Here is a 15,987-nt window from a genome sequence, read left to right as displayed (position 1 = left end):
AAGGGCGCGGGACGGTTTGTTGCCGACGGTGCGGCAAGGTGCCGGTCAAACAACCGGCAGTGCCTGCGAATGGTTCCCAAAGAAAACGCCCCGCCCTTTTGCAAAAGGACGGGGCGGATAGGTCGCGATGCTGTGGTGCCTTAGCCGATGATGGCGTTCAACGTGGCCGACGGCCGCATCACCGCTTCGGTCTTGGCGGGGTCCGAATGGAAGTACCCGCCCAGATCGACCGCTTTGCCCTGAACCTCTGCCAGCTCGGCCATGATCTTGTCCTCATTCGCCGCCAGTTTTTCAGCGATGGGGGCAAAATGTTCAGCCAATGCGGCGTCGTCGCTTTGGCTGGCCAGCGCCTGTGCCCAATAGAGGGCAAAGTAATAGTGGCTGGCGCGGTTGTCCGGCTCGCCCACTTTGCGCGATGGCGATTTGTTGTTGTCCAGAATGCCTTGGGTCGCGGCGTCTACGGCTTTGCCCAGGACGGCGGCCTTGGCATTGTCCTTCTGGTCCGCGAGGAACTTGAGGCTCTCCCCAAGCGCACAGAACTCGCCCAGGCTGTCCCACCGCAGGTGGTTTTCTTCAACAAGCTGCTGCACGTGCTTGGGGGCAGACCCGCCGGCACCCGTTTCAAACAAGCCACCGCCCTGCATCAGCTTGACGATCGACAGCATCTTGGCCGAGGTGCCCAGTTCCAGAATGGGGAACAGGTCGGTCAGATAGTCGCGCAGCACGTTGCCGGTGATCGCGATCGAATTCTCGCCCTTGCGGATTGTCTCCAGCGTCTGGCGCGTGGCCTTGGCGGGGGACATGATCTGGAACTTGTCGGCCACGCCCTTGGCTTCAAGGATCGGCTTTACGTAGGCGATCAGCTCTGCGTCGTGGGCGCGGTTCTCGTCCAGCCAGAAGATCGCCTCGCAGCCTTCGGCTTTCTGACGGTCGATGGCCAGCTGTACCCAGTCCTCGATCGGGGCCTTGCGGGCCGAGGCCGCGCGCCAGATGTCGTTCGCCTCTACGCTGTGCTCGGAAATCACGTCGCCATTGGCGGCGATCATTTTCACGGTGCCGTCCGCGGGGATTTCGAACGTGGTGGGGTGCGACCCGTATTCCTCGGCTTTCTGCGCCATCAAACCGATGTTCTGCACAGTGCCCGAGGTCGTCGGGTCCAGCGCGCCGGTTTCCTTGAAGTAATTAATGCTTTCTTCATAGACCGGAGCGTAAGAGTTGTCGGGGATCACGCAGTTGGTGTCGTGTTCCTTGTTGTCGGGGCCCCAGCCCTTGCCGCCAGCGCGGATCAGCGCGGGCATGGACGCGTCGATGATCACGTCGGATGGGACGTGCAGGTTGGTGATCCCTTTGTCGGAATTCACCATATACATCGGCGGGCGTGCATCCATCGCGTCTTTGACGGCTTGGGTGATCTCGGCGTTGTCCTTGATCCGCTCCATCATGTCGCCGATGCCTGCGTTCGGGTTCACACCCGCCGCTTTCAACGCGTCACCGTATTTGTCGAAGACGGGCTTCAGATATTCCCGCACAGCGTGGCCAAAGATGATCGGGTCCGACACTTTCATCATCGTCGCTTTCATGTGCAACGAGAACAGCGTGCCGTCTTTCTTGGTCTCTTCGATCTGCTCGGCCAGGAATTTGTCCAGCGCCTTGGCAGACATGAAGGTGGTGTCGACCACAGTGCCCGCGGGGAAAGAAACGCCATCCTTCAACACGGTCTCGGTCCCGTCGGCGGCGACATGCACGATCTTGGCCGCGCCGGCTTGCGCGTCGGTCAGCGTCAGGGATTTCTCGTTCGAGAAGAAATCACCGCCCGACATCGACGATACTTTGGTTTTGCTGTCCTTGGACCATGTGCCCATCGAATGGGGGTTCGCCATCGCGTATTTCTTGACCGCATTGGCCGCGCGACGGTCCGAGTTGCCTTCGCGCAGAACGGGGTTCACCGCAGAGCCCTTGATCGCGTCATAGGCCGCGCGGGCTTTCTTTTCCGCGTCGGTGCTTGGCGCTTCGGGATAGTCGGGCAGCGCATAGCCCTGACCCTGCAATTCCTTGATCGCGGCGACCAACTGCGGCACCGAGGCAGAGATATTCGGCAGCTTGATCACATTGGCGTCGGGCGTTTTCACCAGATCGCCCAGGATCGCCAGATCGTCGGACTGTTTTTGCGCCTCGGTCAGCGCGTCGGGGAAGGCTGCCAGAATACGCCCCGACAAAGAGATATCACGGGTGCCCACAGAAACCCCTGCCGCATCGGCAAAGCTGCGGATGATCGGCAGCAGCGAATAGCTTGCCAGTTCGGGGGCCTCATCGACCTGCGTGTAAATGATGTCGGGTGTCTGTGTGTCAGCCATGGTATCCAGCCTTTCCTGAAGTTTGGTATGCGATAGTACACTTAGTTTGAAATATCCACCTCCCCCGCGTCGCAGAGGCAGCGAAACTGCGACCAGCGGCGGCGAAACGCGCAGGGCGACGCCCATGCCACCACATAGCGCACCCCGCGGGAATGCAAAACGAATCACTCACCTATCCGCAGCCAGATCGGGGTTGATGCCGTTAGCGCTTACACACGCGGTAAGTGTGGATCGTTAGCCCATACCGTGTCGCTCAGCCCATTTGTTCAACCATCAGGGGGAGGTGTCCTCTGGTAACAGGTGATTCGGTGCAATTCTTGGTCGCAAAGCAAAGCCGATGTCGCTAAGCGCACCCAAATCCCGAGGCAACGAACTGGTTTACTTTGATTTTTGATAAAGTTTGCGAAAAATGCTGAAGCGCCGCAATAATATCAACTGCGGGGCATGTGTGACCACTGCCGGACCGCGCAACGCGCAGGTCATGCACCTTGATGGCCTGATCAGAGGGACCGGGGTGTCATGACGGACCGAAAGGAAGACGGCACAAGCAAGGATGGTCGCGTCGCCCGCGGCGAGATCACCCGCGAACGCGTGCTCGACGCGGCAGAGCGTTGCTTCGCCGAGCTTGGCTTTGATGCGGTCAGCATCCGCCGGATCGCGCGCGAAGCCGAAGTCACGCTGGGTGTGGTCGGCTTTCACGGGGGAACAAAGCAAGAGCTTTTCGTGACCGTGCTGAAACGGCGGGTCGAAACGCTCAACGCCATGCGCATGGCGCGGCTTGATGCGCTCAAATCGACAGAGCGGCTCACGCTGGAAACGCTGATCGATGCCTATGTCACCCCGTATCTCGAAATCGCCTCGCGCGGGGATCCGCAATGGCGGGCCTATGCGCAGCTGGTGGCGCGGATCATGTCTGACGAACGCTATTACCGCGAGGCAGGGCCGCTTTATGATCGCGTTGCCTCTATCTACCTTGACGAAATGGAGCGTCTGCGTCCCGATTCCGACCGTGAACAGCTTGCTGCGGTGCTGTCGCTGACCGTGTCCTCGATGGTGTCTATCGTCGCAAGCGGCATCCGCATCGCGGGCCTGTCGCAAAGTGATCGGCGCGAAAGCCCTATGGTGTATCGCCCGCTCTTGCTTGATTTTTGTGTGGGTGGCGTTCTGCGCGCGCTTGAGCCAAAGTGCTAGGCAACTCAACGCGATAAAAGGCCCCACGTCATGAAATCCTATCCCAAAGTCTGGTTCCTGCGGCACGGTGAAACCGAATGGAACGCAGAAGGGAGGGTGCAGGGCCAGACCGAATCCGTGCTCTCCGAACGGGGCAGGGTCCATGCGCAGCAGCAGTCGGAACTGATGGCCCCGATCCTTGCGCAGAACCCGCCCTGCATCGTGTCGCCGCTTAAACGCACGCGCCAGACCGCGGATATCGCGCTTGGCGGGCGGGACTACCAGACCGACGACCGCCTGAAAGAGATCTTCGCCGGCGATTGGGAAGGCCACCTGCGCGCCGATATCTTCAAGAACCTCCCCGAAGGCATCACGGCGCAAAGCCCGCATATGGAATTCTATTGTGCCGCCCCCGGTGGCGAAGGCTTTGACGTGTTTCAGGCGCGGGTGAATGCCTTTGTCGACACGCTGACCGAACCCACCGTCGTGGTCGCTCACGGGCTCAGCGGCCAGCTTTTGCGCGGTGCGCTCTGCGGGTTGAACCGCGCCGAGCTGGGCCAGCTGTCAAACCGGCAGGGCTGCGTCTATGTGCTTGAAAACGGGCAGGAAACGGTGCTGTCGGTTGACTGACACGACCTCGATGATGCCCCGCTGCACCGTGGCCGTCATCGGCTGCGGGTTGATCGGCGCAAGCTGGGCCGCGCTGTTCCAGCACGCAGGCCACAGCGTCCGCGCGTGGGACCCTGACACAGGTGCCCGCGACGGTTTCGCCGCCCGCGTGGCGGGGCCCTTGGCGCAACTGCAAGAAATCTCGGCAGGGGCAGCCCCCCAAGGCGCGCTTTCAATCCACGAGAGCTTGCAAGACGCCCTGCAAGACGTTGTGCTGATCCAGGAAAACGCGCCCGAGAACGTGCCGCTGAAACACCAGCTTTACGCACAGATCGAAACTATCGTCGCGCCGGATGTGATTATCGCCTCCAGCACCTCGGCGCACCCGTGGTCGGATCTTGTGCCGGGGATGCGGCACCCCGGCCGGCTGATCACCGCACATCCCTTCAATCCGCCCCATCTGGTGCCGCTGGTCGAAGTCTACGGCCCTGACACGAACGTGCTCGACTGGGCCGAAGGGTTCTACCGCAGCCTCGGCTCTGCGCCCGTACGGCTGAAAAAAGATGCGGTGGGGCATATCGCCAACCGGCTGTCCTCGGCGCTCTGGCGCGAGGCGGTGCATATCGTCGCCGAGGGCATCGCCGATGTCGACGCGGTGGATCAGGCGCTGGTCAACGGCCCGGGGCTGCGCTGGTCGGTGCTGGGGGCGCATATGGCCTATCACCTTGGCGGGGGCGCCGGAGGCATGGCGGGCTATCTGGCGCATCTCGGGCCAAGCCAGCAGAAACGTTGGGATAATCTCGGCGCGCCTACGCTCGACGCCGAGACATGCGCGCGTCTGGTCGACGGGGTGAACATTGAGGCCGCAGGCCGCAGCATCGCCCAGCTAGAGGCCGAACGCGACGCCGCCCTGATTGAACTTGCACAGATGCGCAAACGGCTGGCGGATCGGAAAGCCTAAGGCCACGCGGCCCTAGATCGATTTGCGCGCGCGCATCGCTGCGGTGATCGTCCCATCGTCAAGGTAATCAAGCTCCCCGCCGATCGGCACACCCTGGGCCAGAGAGGTCAACCGCACCTGACCCTCAAGCTGGTCCGCGATGTAATGCGCCGTGGTCTGCCCGTCGATTGTGGCGTTCAGCGCCAGAATAACCTCCGACACGGCCTCGTCGCGCACACGGTCCATCAGCCGGGGGATGCGCAATTCCTGCGGGCCAATGGCATCGAGCGCCGACAGCGTGCCACCCAGCACATGATAACGCCCCTTGAACACGCCCGACCGTTCCATCGCCCACAGATCGGCAACATCCTCGACCACGCAAATCTCGCCATTGGCGCGTTTCTCCGACGTGCAGATGTCGCAGATATCGGCGGTGCCCACATTGCCGCAGTTGATGCATTCGCGCGCCGTCGCCGCCACGGTCTGCATCATATCGGCCAAAGGGGTCAGCAACAGAGCGCGCTTGCGGATCAGATGCAGCACCGCCCGGCGGGCCGAGCGTGGCCCCAATCCGGGCAGCCGCGCCATCAGGTCGATGAGCGCATCAATGTCGCGTGTGCTGCTCATCTGTGGACCCCCATGGCGTTGATGTGAAAGAGTTTAATGCCTTCGGCGAGGATTTAACCCCATTTGGAAGGATCAGAACGGCAGCTTCATATCCGCGGGCAGACCCATGCCTTCGGTCAGCTTGCTCATCTCGGACTGGGCGCGGTCGGTGGCTTTGGTCTGCGCGTCCTTGATCGCGGCGAGGATCAGGTCCTCGACGACTTCTTTCTCGTCGCCGTTGAAGATCGACGGATCGATATCCAGCGACTTCAGCTCGCCCTTGGCAGTGCAGGTCGCCTTGACCAGACCGGCACCGGATTCCCCTTCGACGATGATATTGTGCATGTCTTCTTGCAGCTGCGCCATCTTGCCCTGCATCTGCTGCGCCGTCTTCATCATCTTGGCCATGTCACCCATGGCACCCAAACCTTTAAGCATGTGGTCGTCTCCTGTAGCTTTATTTGCTTATGTATATGCGGTCTTTGCCGCCCCCCGACAAGGGGTGCCCCAGCGTGGACAGGTCGCGGGCAGAGCAGGGGCCGGCGGGGTCAGTCGTCCTCGAAAGGGTCCCATTCGTCTTCGACCTCGGGCAGGGCTTCGGACACGGCGGCGGCGGCGATTTCCTCGGGCGTGCGGATCGACAGGATCTTGGCCCCCGGAAAGCTCGCCATGACGGCCTGCATCAACGGGTGGTTTTCCGCCTGCGATTTCAGCGCGTTTTCCTTGGCGTCGCGGATCTCGGCGATGGTTTTCGCGCTGCTGTCGCCCACGATGGTCACGGCCCAGCGGTTGCCGGTCCACAGTTGCAGCCGCGTGCCAAGGCGCTGCGCCAGATCGCGGGGGGCGCTTTCGGTGGGGGTGAATTCGATCCGCCCGGGTTGATAGGCCGCCAGCCGGACCGAGGTCTCGACCTCCACCAGCAGTTTCACGTCGCGGTTGCTTCGGATGAGCTCGACCACATGTTCAAACGTCGGGTAATGCGCCAAAGCCTGCGCCACCGCCGGGGCAAGTGCCGCCATCGTCGCGCCGCCCGCAGGCCCGCCCGACATCTGCTGGCTGCCCATGGCGCTGGTCGATCCACCCCCGGCGGGCACGGCGGCCCCGCCCCCCGGACCCTGCGGCGGGGCGGGAGGAGGCGTGGTATTGGCCAGCTTGCGGGCAAGCTCTTCAGGGCTGGGCAGATCGGCGACATGGGTCAGGCGGATCACGGCCATCTCGGCGGCCATCATCGCATTGGGCGCGCTTGCTACCTCGTCCAGCGCTTTCAGCAACATCTGCCACAGACGGGTCAGCACGCGCATCGGCAGGGTTTCCGCCATGGTGACGCCACGGCTGCGTTCCTCGGGCGAGACGGTGGGATCTTCGGCGGCATCGGGGGTGATCTTGACCACCGATACCCAATGGGTGATCTCGGCCAGATCGCGCAGCACGGCCATCGGGTCGGCCCCGTCGGAATACTGGTTGCCCAGCTCGTCCAGCGCGCCGGCCGCATCGCCGCGCAGGATCATATCGAACAGGTCCAGCACCCGCCCGCGATCCGCCAGCCCCAGCATCGCACGCACCTGCACCGCCGTCGTTTCGCCCGCCCCGTGGCTGATTGCCTGATCCAGCAAGGACGTGGCATCGCGCGCCGACCCTTCGGCGGCACGGGTGATCAGCGCAAGCGCATCCTCTGCAATCTCGGCCCCTTCGGCGGTGGCGATCTTGCGCATCAGCGCGATCATCACCTCGGGTTCGATCCGGCGCAAATCAAAGCGTTGGCAGCGCGACAGCACGGTCACGGGCACCTTGCGGATCTCGGTCGTGGCGAAGATGAATTTGACGTGCTCGGGCGGTTCCTCAAGCGTCTTGAGCAGCGCGTTGAACGCGCCGGTCGACAGCATGTGCACCTCATCGATGATATAGACTTTGTACCGGGCCGAGGCCGCGCGGTAATGCACGCTGTCGATGATCTCGCGGATATTGCCGACGCCGGTGTTCGATGCGGCGTCCATCTCCATCACGTCGACGTGGCGGCCCTCCATAATGGCGACGCAATGTTCGCAGACCCCGCAGGGTTCCGTCGTCGGCCCGCCATTCCCGTCCGGCCCGATGCAGTTCATCCCCTTGGCGATGATCCGCGCCGTCGTCGTTTTACCGGTCCCGCGGATGCCGGTCATGATAAACGCCTGCGCAATGCGATCCGCCTCGAACGCGTTTTTCAGCGTGCGCACCATCGCGTCCTGCCCGACCAGATCGGCAAAGGTTTCAGGCCGGTATTTGCGGGCCAATACGCGATAGGCAGAGGGTGCTGTCATGACGATCCTGCAAGATTCGATTGAAGCCCTGAACCTAGAGCATCCAAAGGATGCCGCCAACCGCAACCGAGGCAAAGCTGAAAATCACCGCCAGGGTCTTCATCCGCGCATTGGGTTGCGCATTGGCATGGTGGTCGTTCAGCCGGTCCAGCGTCTTGGTCGCCGCATCATGGGCCGCCCAGAAGATATAGACCGCCGCGACGACAAAGATCGTCGCCACGCTTTTCGCGGCCCATGTCGGATCAAAATCCCCGAACACCGCCTTAAGCCCGATCGCCACCGCAAGCGACGCCATCCCCGTGCGCATCCATCCAGCAAAGGTGCGCTCGTTCGCCAAAATCGTGCGGTCTTCGGCCCAGTCGGTGCGGTTCTCGGCCAGCTCATTGCTTTTATTCATTGAACTATTGTGCGCGTCGCGCGTTACGCTGACAATAATATTTGACATAGCGGGGACAGATTTATGCGGTTGCGCGGCATCAGAAGAAGCAAAAACGTTGAGGTCCGCCGCGGCGGGCGCGGGGGCGGTGCCGGGCGTGCGGGCGGTCTGGGGATCGTCGGCGTTTTGGCGGTGCTGGCGATCGGCTATTTCACCGGCATCGACGTATCGCCCTTGCTGAACGGGGGCGGCGCGCCGCAAACCCAGCAGGGCGCGCCGGTCTCTGACTCTGACGCGCAGGCCACGCAGTTCACCGCGCAGGTGCTGGCCACCACCGAAGATGTCTGGGGCGAGATTTTCCCACAGCAGTTGGGTCGCGAATATGTACCGCCCAAGCTCGTTGTCTTTTCCAACGTCACGCAAAGTGCCTGTGGCGGGGCCTCTGGCGCGACGGGGCCGTTTTACTGCCCTGCGGATGAAAAGGCCTATATCGACACGCAATTCTTTGATCTTCTGGCGCAGCGCATGGGGGCAGGCGGGGATTTCGCCGCCGCCTATGTGATTGCCCACGAGGTCGCCCACCACGTCCAGAACGAACTGGGCATCCTGCCCAAGGTCGACGCGCTGCGCCGCCAATCCTCGACCGCCGAGGCGAACGCTCTGACCGTGCGGCTCGAGCTGATGGCCGATTGTTTTTCGGGCATCTGGGCCAAGAACGTCAAAGGTCTGATGGAGCGGGGCGATCTGGACGAGGCATTGAACGCCGCGCGCAAGATCGGCGATGACCACCTGCAACGTCAGGCCGGTCGCGTCCCCCAGCCCCACACCTTTACCCACGGCACGTCCGAGCAGCGCTCCAGCTGGTTCCAGCGCGGGTTCGATAGCGGTCAGGTCGGCCAATGCGACACATTCGCGGCAGAGCAGCTGTAACAGCGTTCGATGCTATAACGCAAAAATAATGATTATAAACAACAGGTTAAGTTACCCATGGGTAACCTTACCCGTTGCCTGTGGCCGTGCCGAAATGCCAATATCCAAACGCATGGAGGCACTGCGGGGCAGGGGCAATAAGCAAAACTATAGTGTGGCGGGGTGGGGTGCCCCTCTCGGGCCATCCTTTGGATGACCCTGCGGGGCGACGCGTATTTTGCTGCGCAAAATACGCTGGGGTGAGAGGCTGATAACGACCCAAGTGGGTCTCGTTACGGCTGCTTCCTTCCGGATCTGACCGGGTTGGCGAGGCACCTGCCCGCACCAACCTCTCACCGCCCATATAGTATAGGGCCGGATGGGATGCAAGACGGGCCCAAAGGCGTTTTTATCTCGGGCGTTTTTATCGGGCACGGCGCCATGCAGCCTTGGCATCGCGCGGTTTGGCCAATAGGCATGGTGCACGCAAACGGGAGGATACGCATGAAGCACGCCGAGACGGTCACTTTCGGAGGGTCAGCGCTTGACCGCGCCGGAGAGGTTCGCGCCGACAAGGAGGCCGTGGCCGCATTGCGCGCCGATGACGCCGCCCGCGCCATTCTGTTCTGGCGGGGCAAGGTCCTGATCGACCCCGCACGCCCCGCGTCTGTTGTGCGTTTGCCACTGGATCACCCGGTTCTGGCGGATGCCGGCTCTGCTCCGATTTTGCTGGGGCGCGAAGAGGGGGCCGCGCGGTTTGCCTATGACCTGTCGCCGTGGATGCCCGATGACTTCGACCCGCGCCAGCTGGGGTCTTTCGTGGATCAAAGCGAACAGCGCCACCCGATGTTGCCGCCCGACTATGCTTTCGTCGAAATGCGCCGCGTGATGACGTGGCTCAGCCCGCGTGACGCCGAGCTGGCCGCGACCGGCAAGGCCATTCTGGCGTGGCACGAAAACCACGGCTACTGCGCGCGCTGCGGCTTTGAAACCGTGGTGAATGACGCAGGCTGGCAACGCAACTGCCCCGCGTGCCGCGCCTCGCATTTCCCGCGGACTGATCCGGTTGTGATCATGCTGATTACCCACGGCAACTCTGTCCTGATGGGGCGGTCGCCGGGCTGGACCGAGGGGATGTTCTCGCTTTTGGCGGGATTTGTCGAACCGGGTGAAACGCTCGAAGCCGCCGTGCGCCGCGAGGTGTTTGAAGAGGCGGGCGTGCAGGTCGGTCAGGTCAGCTATCTTGCGAGCCAACCTTGGCCCTTTCCCGCGTCGCTCATGTTCGGCTGCGCCGGAGAGGCGACAAGCCACGAGATCACCATCGACCCCAAAGAGATCGAAGAGGCCCTTTGGGTGTCCAAAGAGGACATGATGGATGTCTTTGCCGGGCAACACCCCAAGATCAAACCGGCCCGAAAGGGGGCGATTGCGCATTTCCTGCTGGAAAACTGGCTTGCGGATACGCTGGATTAAGGCAACCTTCGGGAAAGACGACGAACAAGGCAGAACATGAAATTTTCCACCAAAGAAGACATCGACGCGCCGATTGATGCGGTATTCGACATGCTGTGCGAATTTGACCAGTTCGAACGCGCCGCCATGCGCCGCGGCGCAGAGGTGCAGCGCGTGGACCGGCTGGCAGAAGCGGGGCCGGGGATGCAGTGGGAAGCTGCCTTTGACATGCGCGGCAAACGACGCGAGCTTCAGGTCGAGATGGACCGTTTTGACCGCCCGACCGAAATGAAGCTGAACACCCGTTCGCAGGGGCTGACCGGCGACATGAGCTTTGATCTCGTCGCCCTGTCACGCAGCCGCACCCGCATCATGGTCGCGCTAGAGCTCAAGCCGCAAAACCTGTCGGCCCGTCTGCTGGTGCAGTCGTTGAAACTGGCCAAAAATTCGCTGACCAAGAAGTTCAAGAAACGTGTCGGCGACTACGCCAAGGACATGGAAGACCGCTACCACAAACCCCGCTAGGGGGTTTGCGGTGGTTGCCGCACTTACTGGCCGTGACGGTCGGGATGCGCGGGGTAGACGCCCAGAATGTCGATGAAGTTGGTGAAATGCGCCAACTCCTCCAGCGCGCGGGCGACGGCGGGGTCTTCGGGGTGGCCTTCGATATCGGCATAGAACTGTGTCGCCGTGAACGACCCGCCCGCCATGTAGCTTTCCAGCTTGGTCATGTTGACGCCATTGGTCGCGAAACCGCCCATGGCCTTGTAAAGCGCCGCCGGGATGTTGCGCACCTGAAAGACAAAGGTGGTCAGCATGTTTTCCGCACGGCGGGTCTGGTCCAGCTCGGGCGACATCAGCAAAAAGCGGGTGGTGTTATGGTCCAGATCCTCGATGTCGCGGGCCAGCACCTTGAGCCCGTGAATATCCGCCGCGACCTCGCTTGCCAGCACACCGACATCGCGTTCCTCCGACACCGCAAGATCCGCCGCAGCCCCTGCGCTGTCTGCCGCTGCCTCTGAGGTGATGCCATGGGCGTCCAGCCAGCTGCGCGCCTGCGGGATCAGCACCATATGCGCGCGCACGTGTTTGATGTCTTCGAGCTTCACACCGTCATGGGCCATCAGGCTGATGCGCACGCGCACGAACGCCTCTGCAATGATGCGCAGCCCGCTTTGCGGCAACAGCCGGTGGATGTCCGCAACCCGCCCATAGGTCGAGTTTTCAACCGGCAGCATCGCCAGATCGGCGCGGCCTTCGCGCACGGCGCGGATCACCCCTTCGAAGGTCATGCAGGGCACCGGGATCATGTCGGGGCGGGCTTGCAGGCAGGCTTCGTGGCTATAGGCCCCCAAAGCACCTTGAAAAGCGATGCGCGGCGCGGTTTTACTGGTCATCAGGGGCATCCTTCTTCAAGCCGTTGCCAACTATGGCGTTTGGTCGCGGTAACTACACCTTGCCCCGACGAAGGGAAAGCAATAGATACGCCTGCAATACGATGCCCGAATACCAACGATGGACCTTCACGCATGTTCGATACAATGACCGTTACCAAAATCGCTGCCGGCCTGTTTGGCGCTTGGCTTGTCCTTCTGCTTGGCAAATTCGCGGGCGAAGAGCTTTATCATGCCGAAGCGTATGGCGAACAAGGCTATGTCATTGAAGTGGCAGACGCCTCTGGTGGCGGTGAGCCCGCTGAAGAAGTCGATTTCGCCGAGATCATGGCGGCCGCTGATCCGGCCAAGGGTGAAAAGGTTTTCCGCAAATGTTCCGCCTGTCACAAGGTTGAAGATGGTGCGAATGCGGTTGGTCCCTACCTCTACGGTGTTGTCGGGCGTCCGGTTGATTCCGCTGACGGGTATGCGTCCTACTCCGGCGCGCTTGAGAAATCGGCTGAGACATGGACCCCCGAGAACCTGAACGCCTTCCTGACCAAGCCTGCGGGTTTCGCGCCAGGCACTACGATGGGTTTCGCGGGTCTGCCCAAGATCGAAGACCGGGCGAATGTGATCGCCTATCTCGACAGCCTGGACAACTGATCCACCCCATATCCCGATTGCAAGGCCGCCCCCTCGTGGGCGGCCTTTTGCTGTGAAGTGCCCTGTTTTCAGTCAGGTAACATATTCGCAACTTGTAACTTGGGCGGTCGGGCCGTTAGCGTGTATCCGGTAGTGATCTGCCGCGACGACCCTTGTCTATCGCCTGTTGTTATAAAGGATACGCCCGATGCCCCGGACCCATGCCCGTGCTGACACAAAATCGCAAACCCCCATGCTGCGCGTCGCTGGTGCGGCCTTGCTTGTTTTCGGGGCCGCGATGCTGGGCGGTGCTGCTTGGGGGCAGGATGACGCCACGCAGGGTAGTGACAAGATCATCACCGCGCATGGCTATTCCTTTTACGGCGATCTGAAATACCCCGCCGATTACACCCATTTCGACTATGTGAACCCCGACGCCCCCAAAGGCGGCGAGATTTCAATCTCTACCCTCGGGACGTTTGATTCGATGAACCCCTATTCGCGCAAGGGCCGTGGCGGCGCGTTGAGCACGGTGATGTATGAAAGCCTGCTTGGCGAGGGCGTCGGCGGAGAGATCGTGCCCGCGGATGTTTACGGCGAAGCCTATTGCCTGCTGTGTGAGAGCCTTGAATACCCCGAGAGCAAGGATTGGGTGGTGTTCCACATGCGCAAGGACGCGAAATTCTCGACCGGTGATCCGGTGACGGCCCATGACATCGCCTTTAGCCACAACCTGCTGCTGGATCAGGGGCTGAAATCCTATGCCGATGCAGTGCGCAAGCTGATCCCCAAGGTCGAGGTGATCGACGATTACACCATCAAGTTCTATTTCAGCCCCGGCGTGTCCCGGCGCAGCCTGATCGAACAGGTCGGCGGCGTGCCGGCGTGGTCGAAAAAATGGTACGAGGAAACCGGCGCGCGGCTCGACGAATCGCGGCTGGAAACCTCGCCCGGGTCGGGCCCCTATATGATCGACAGCATCGATGTGAACCGTCGCATCGTGTATAAACGCAACCCCGATTACTGGGGCAAGGACTTGCCGTTCAATGTGGGCCGCAACAATTTCGATAAAATCCGCGTCGAATACTTCGGCGACGAGAATTCCGCTTTCGAGGCCTTCAAAGCGGGTGAATATACCTTCCGCACCGAGGGCAGCTCGAAACAATGGGCGTCGTCCTATGACTTCCCCAAGGTGACCGCCGGGCAGGTGGTCAAAGAGGATATCCCCGACGGGTCGCCTCCTACGCCCTCGGGCATCGTGTTCAACCTTGGCCGCGAGGTCTTGCAGGACAAGCGCGTGCGCGAGGCCGTGGCCCTGGGGTTCAACTTTGAATGGACCAATGAATCGCTACAATACGGGCTGTTCAAACAGCGGGCGTCGTTTACGCAGGACACACCGCTGATGGCCACGGGCGCACCCCAAGGGGCGGAACTGGCGCTGCTGGAAAACCTTGGCGATGTCGTGCCGCCCGAACTGCTGACGCAAGACGCGGTCATGCCGCATACGTCGGATGCGAGCCGCCTGTCGGACCGTCGCAACCTGCGCCGCGCGATGAAGCTGCTGGACGAGGCCGGTTGGGCCGTGGGCGATGACGGAAAACGCTATAATGCGCAGGGCAAACCCTTGCAGTTGCGGTTCTTGCTGAACTCCTCGGGGTCGGCGACGCTGTCGGCGGTGATCGAAAACTTTATGTCGAATTTGCAGAACATGGGCATTGATGCCGTGCTCGAGAAAGTCGACAGTTCCCAATACACGGCCCGCGAACGGGACCGCGATTACGACATGGTCTATGACAGCTATGGGGCGTTTCTGGGCACAGGCACCGGGCTGGAACAACGCTATGGGTCAGAGGCGGCGGCCTATTCGCTGTTCAACCCTGCGGGGCTTGCCAGCCCGCTGGTGGATGCGATTGTGACCGCGTCGCTGGCCGCCGACACGAAAGAGGAAGAGGACGCCAGCCTGATGGCGCTGGATCGGGCACTGCGCTATGAATTTTTCATGATCCCGACCTGGTATAACGACAGTTTCTGGACCGCCTATTACGACCAGTACGAACACCCCGAAACGCAGCCGCCTTACGCTTTGGGTTACCTCGATTTCTGGTGGTACAATGCCGATAAAGCAGACGCCTTGCGCGCTGCGGGCGCACTGAGGTAAACGCCGGCCATGGGCGCATATATTCTTCGACGGCTGTTGCTGATCATACCGACGTTGCTTGGGATCATGCTGATCAACTTTGCACTGGTACAGTTTGTGCCGGGTGGCCCTGTTGAGCAGGCGATCGCGCGTATTCAGGGCGGTGGTGACGTGTTCGAAGGGTTCTCTGGCGGGGGATCGGATGCGGGGAATGCCGCAGATACCGGCGGCAACGAGAATTACGTTGGCGCACGGGGCCTGCCGCCCGAATTCATCGCAGAGCTTGAGAAAGAGTTCGGCTTTGACAAACCGCCGGTAGAGCGGTTCGTGAACATGCTGTGGAATTACATGCGGTTCGATTTTGGCGACAGCTACTTCCGGTCGATCAGCGTGATCGAGTTGATCAAGGAAAAGCTGCCCGTGTCGATCACGCTGGGGCTGTGGTCCACGTTGATTGCCTATCTGGTGTCGATCCCCCTTGGCATCCGCAAGGCGGTCAAGGATGGCACGGCCTTTGATACATGGACATCGGGCGCGATTATCGCCGCCTATGCGATCCCGGGCTTTCTGTTCGCGATCCTGCTGCTGGTGCTGTTCGCGGGCGGGTCCTACTGGCAGATATTCCCGCTGCGGGGGCTGACCTCGGACAATTTTGACCAGCTGAGCCCCTTGGGCAAGGTCGCGGATTACTTCTGGCACATCACGCTGCCGGTGCTGGCCTCGACCATCTCGGCCTTTGCGACGCTGACGTTGCTGACCAAGAACAGCTTTCTCGACGAGATCAAGAAGCAATATGTCGTCACGGCGCGGGCCAAGGGGCTGTCAGAGCGTAAGGTGTTGTACGGCCACGTCTTCCGCAACGCGATGCTGATCGTGATCGCGGGCTTTCCAGCGGTGTTTATCGGTGTGTTCTTTGGCGGCTCGCTGATCATCGAGACGATCTTTAGCCTTGATGGGCTGGGCCGTCTGGGGTTCGAGGCGGCGGTTGCGCGGGATTATCCGATCGTCTTCGGGACGCTGTTCATCTTTGGCCTTATCGGTCTGCTGGTCGGTATCCTGTCTGACCTGATGTATGTGGTCGTCGACCCGCGCATCGACTTTGAAAAACGCGAGGGCTGA

At 61.5% G+C, this 15,987-nt stretch carries 15 protein-coding genes and 1 other RNA gene; 9 read left to right on the top strand and 7 right to left on the bottom strand.

What is annotated here, in order from left to right; genetic code table 11:
• Nucleotides 1-140: 140 nt before the first annotated feature.
• The gene (locus AB1495_RS04070) at nucleotides 141-2,354 is read right to left on the bottom strand and encodes an NADP-dependent isocitrate dehydrogenase (RefSeq protein WP_074637269.1); all 2,214 of its coding nucleotides are present in this window, start codon (nucleotides 2,352-2,354) and stop codon (nucleotides 141-143) included.
• 519 nt (nucleotides 2,355-2,873) lie between these two features.
• On the opposite strand from AB1495_RS04070, the gene AB1495_RS04065 reads away from it, so the two are divergent.
• Genes AB1495_RS04065 through AB1495_RS04055 form a run of 3 tightly spaced genes read left to right on the top strand, consistent with a single transcriptional unit; the run spans nucleotide 2,874 to nucleotide 5,094 of the window.
• The gene (locus AB1495_RS04065; protein ID WP_037966840.1) at nucleotides 2,874-3,545 is read left to right on the top strand and encodes a TetR/AcrR family transcriptional regulator; all 672 of its coding nucleotides are present in this window, start codon (nucleotides 2,874-2,876) and stop codon (nucleotides 3,543-3,545) included.
• A gap of 30 nt (nucleotides 3,546-3,575) precedes the next feature.
• Nucleotides 3,576-4,154, top strand: a complete 579-nt coding sequence (locus AB1495_RS04060) for a histidine phosphatase family protein (protein WP_074637267.1) — start codon at nucleotides 3,576-3,578, stop codon at nucleotides 4,152-4,154.
• Nucleotides 4,147-5,094, top strand: coding sequence for a 3-hydroxyacyl-CoA dehydrogenase NAD-binding domain-containing protein (locus AB1495_RS04055; RefSeq protein ID WP_074637266.1), 948 nt, complete (start codon nucleotides 4,147-4,149; stop codon nucleotides 5,092-5,094). The genes AB1495_RS04060 and AB1495_RS04055 overlap by 8 nt, the downstream gene beginning before the upstream one ends.
• Before the next feature lie 12 nt (nucleotides 5,095-5,106).
• Here AB1495_RS04055 and recR read toward each other — a convergent pair whose 3' ends face one another.
• From recR to AB1495_RS04035, 4 genes are all read right to left on the bottom strand, one after another.
• Nucleotides 5,107-5,700 (bottom strand): recombination mediator RecR, encoded by a 594-nt coding sequence (recR, locus tag AB1495_RS04050; RefSeq protein WP_005850052.1) that lies wholly within the window; start codon nucleotides 5,698-5,700, stop codon nucleotides 5,107-5,109.
• 72 nt (nucleotides 5,701-5,772) lie between these two features.
• The gene (locus AB1495_RS04045; protein WP_005850050.1) at nucleotides 5,773-6,117 is read right to left on the bottom strand and encodes a YbaB/EbfC family nucleoid-associated protein; all 345 of its coding nucleotides are present in this window, start codon (nucleotides 6,115-6,117) and stop codon (nucleotides 5,773-5,775) included.
• 110 nt (nucleotides 6,118-6,227) lie between these two features.
• Nucleotides 6,228-7,976 (bottom strand): DNA polymerase III subunit gamma/tau, encoded by a 1,749-nt coding sequence (locus AB1495_RS04040; protein WP_074637264.1) that lies wholly within the window; start codon nucleotides 7,974-7,976, stop codon nucleotides 6,228-6,230.
• 34 nt (nucleotides 7,977-8,010) lie between these two features.
• A complete protein-coding gene (locus AB1495_RS04035) occupies nucleotides 8,011-8,373 on the bottom strand; it encodes a DUF202 domain-containing protein (protein WP_037966831.1) in 363 nt (120 codons plus the stop codon).
• A gap of 63 nt (nucleotides 8,374-8,436) precedes the next feature.
• On the opposite strand from AB1495_RS04035, the gene AB1495_RS04030 reads away from it, so the two are divergent.
• The gene (locus AB1495_RS04030) at nucleotides 8,437-9,282 is read left to right on the top strand and encodes a neutral zinc metallopeptidase (protein WP_005850043.1); all 846 of its coding nucleotides are present in this window, start codon (nucleotides 8,437-8,439) and stop codon (nucleotides 9,280-9,282) included.
• Nucleotides 9,283-9,519: 237 nt separating this feature from the next.
• On the opposite strand, the gene ffs is transcribed toward AB1495_RS04030, so the two are convergent.
• An RNA gene (gene ffs, locus AB1495_RS04025) (signal recognition particle sRNA small type) lies at nucleotides 9,520-9,617 on the bottom strand.
• A gap of 148 nt (nucleotides 9,618-9,765) precedes the next feature.
• On the opposite strand from ffs, the gene nudC reads away from it, so the two are divergent.
• Both nudC and AB1495_RS04015 read left to right on the top strand, forming a co-directional pair.
• Nucleotides 9,766-10,734: an NAD(+) diphosphatase gene (nudC, locus tag AB1495_RS04020; RefSeq protein ID WP_074637262.1), complete on the top strand. Its 969-nt coding sequence runs from the start codon at nucleotides 9,766-9,768 to the stop codon at nucleotides 10,732-10,734.
• Between the two features lie 36 nt (nucleotides 10,735-10,770).
• Nucleotides 10,771-11,238, top strand: a complete 468-nt coding sequence (locus AB1495_RS04015; protein ID WP_005850040.1) for an SRPBCC family protein — start codon at nucleotides 10,771-10,773, stop codon at nucleotides 11,236-11,238.
• A gap of 23 nt (nucleotides 11,239-11,261) precedes the next feature.
• Here AB1495_RS04015 and AB1495_RS04010 read toward each other — a convergent pair whose 3' ends face one another.
• Complete coding sequence (locus AB1495_RS04010; protein ID WP_037941199.1) at nucleotides 11,262-12,110, bottom strand: prephenate dehydratase; 849 nt, start codon at nucleotides 12,108-12,110, stop codon at nucleotides 11,262-11,264.
• 132 nt (nucleotides 12,111-12,242) lie between these two features.
• Between AB1495_RS04010 and AB1495_RS04005 the strand changes: the two genes are divergently transcribed.
• The 3 genes from AB1495_RS04005 (at nucleotide 12,243) to AB1495_RS03995 (ending at nucleotide 15,987) form a co-directional block, all read left to right on the top strand.
• Entirely contained in the window at nucleotides 12,243-12,752 is a 510-nt protein-coding gene (locus AB1495_RS04005; protein WP_074637260.1) for a cytochrome c family protein, read from the top strand.
• A 187-nt stretch (nucleotides 12,753-12,939) separates the two neighbouring features.
• On the top strand, nucleotides 12,940-14,889 hold the full coding sequence (locus AB1495_RS04000) for an extracellular solute-binding protein (protein ID WP_074637258.1): 1,950 nt from the start codon (nucleotides 12,940-12,942) through the stop codon (nucleotides 14,887-14,889).
• A 9-nt stretch (nucleotides 14,890-14,898) separates the two neighbouring features.
• Nucleotides 14,899-15,987, top strand: coding sequence for a microcin C ABC transporter permease YejB (locus AB1495_RS03995; protein WP_005850034.1), 1,089 nt, complete (start codon nucleotides 14,899-14,901; stop codon nucleotides 15,985-15,987).

It is taken from the genome of Sulfitobacter pontiacus (assembly GCF_040790665.1).
Lineage (GTDB): Bacteria > Pseudomonadota > Alphaproteobacteria > Rhodobacterales > Rhodobacteraceae > Sulfitobacter > Sulfitobacter pontiacus.
This window is presented reverse-complemented; position numbering and strand designations above follow the sequence as displayed.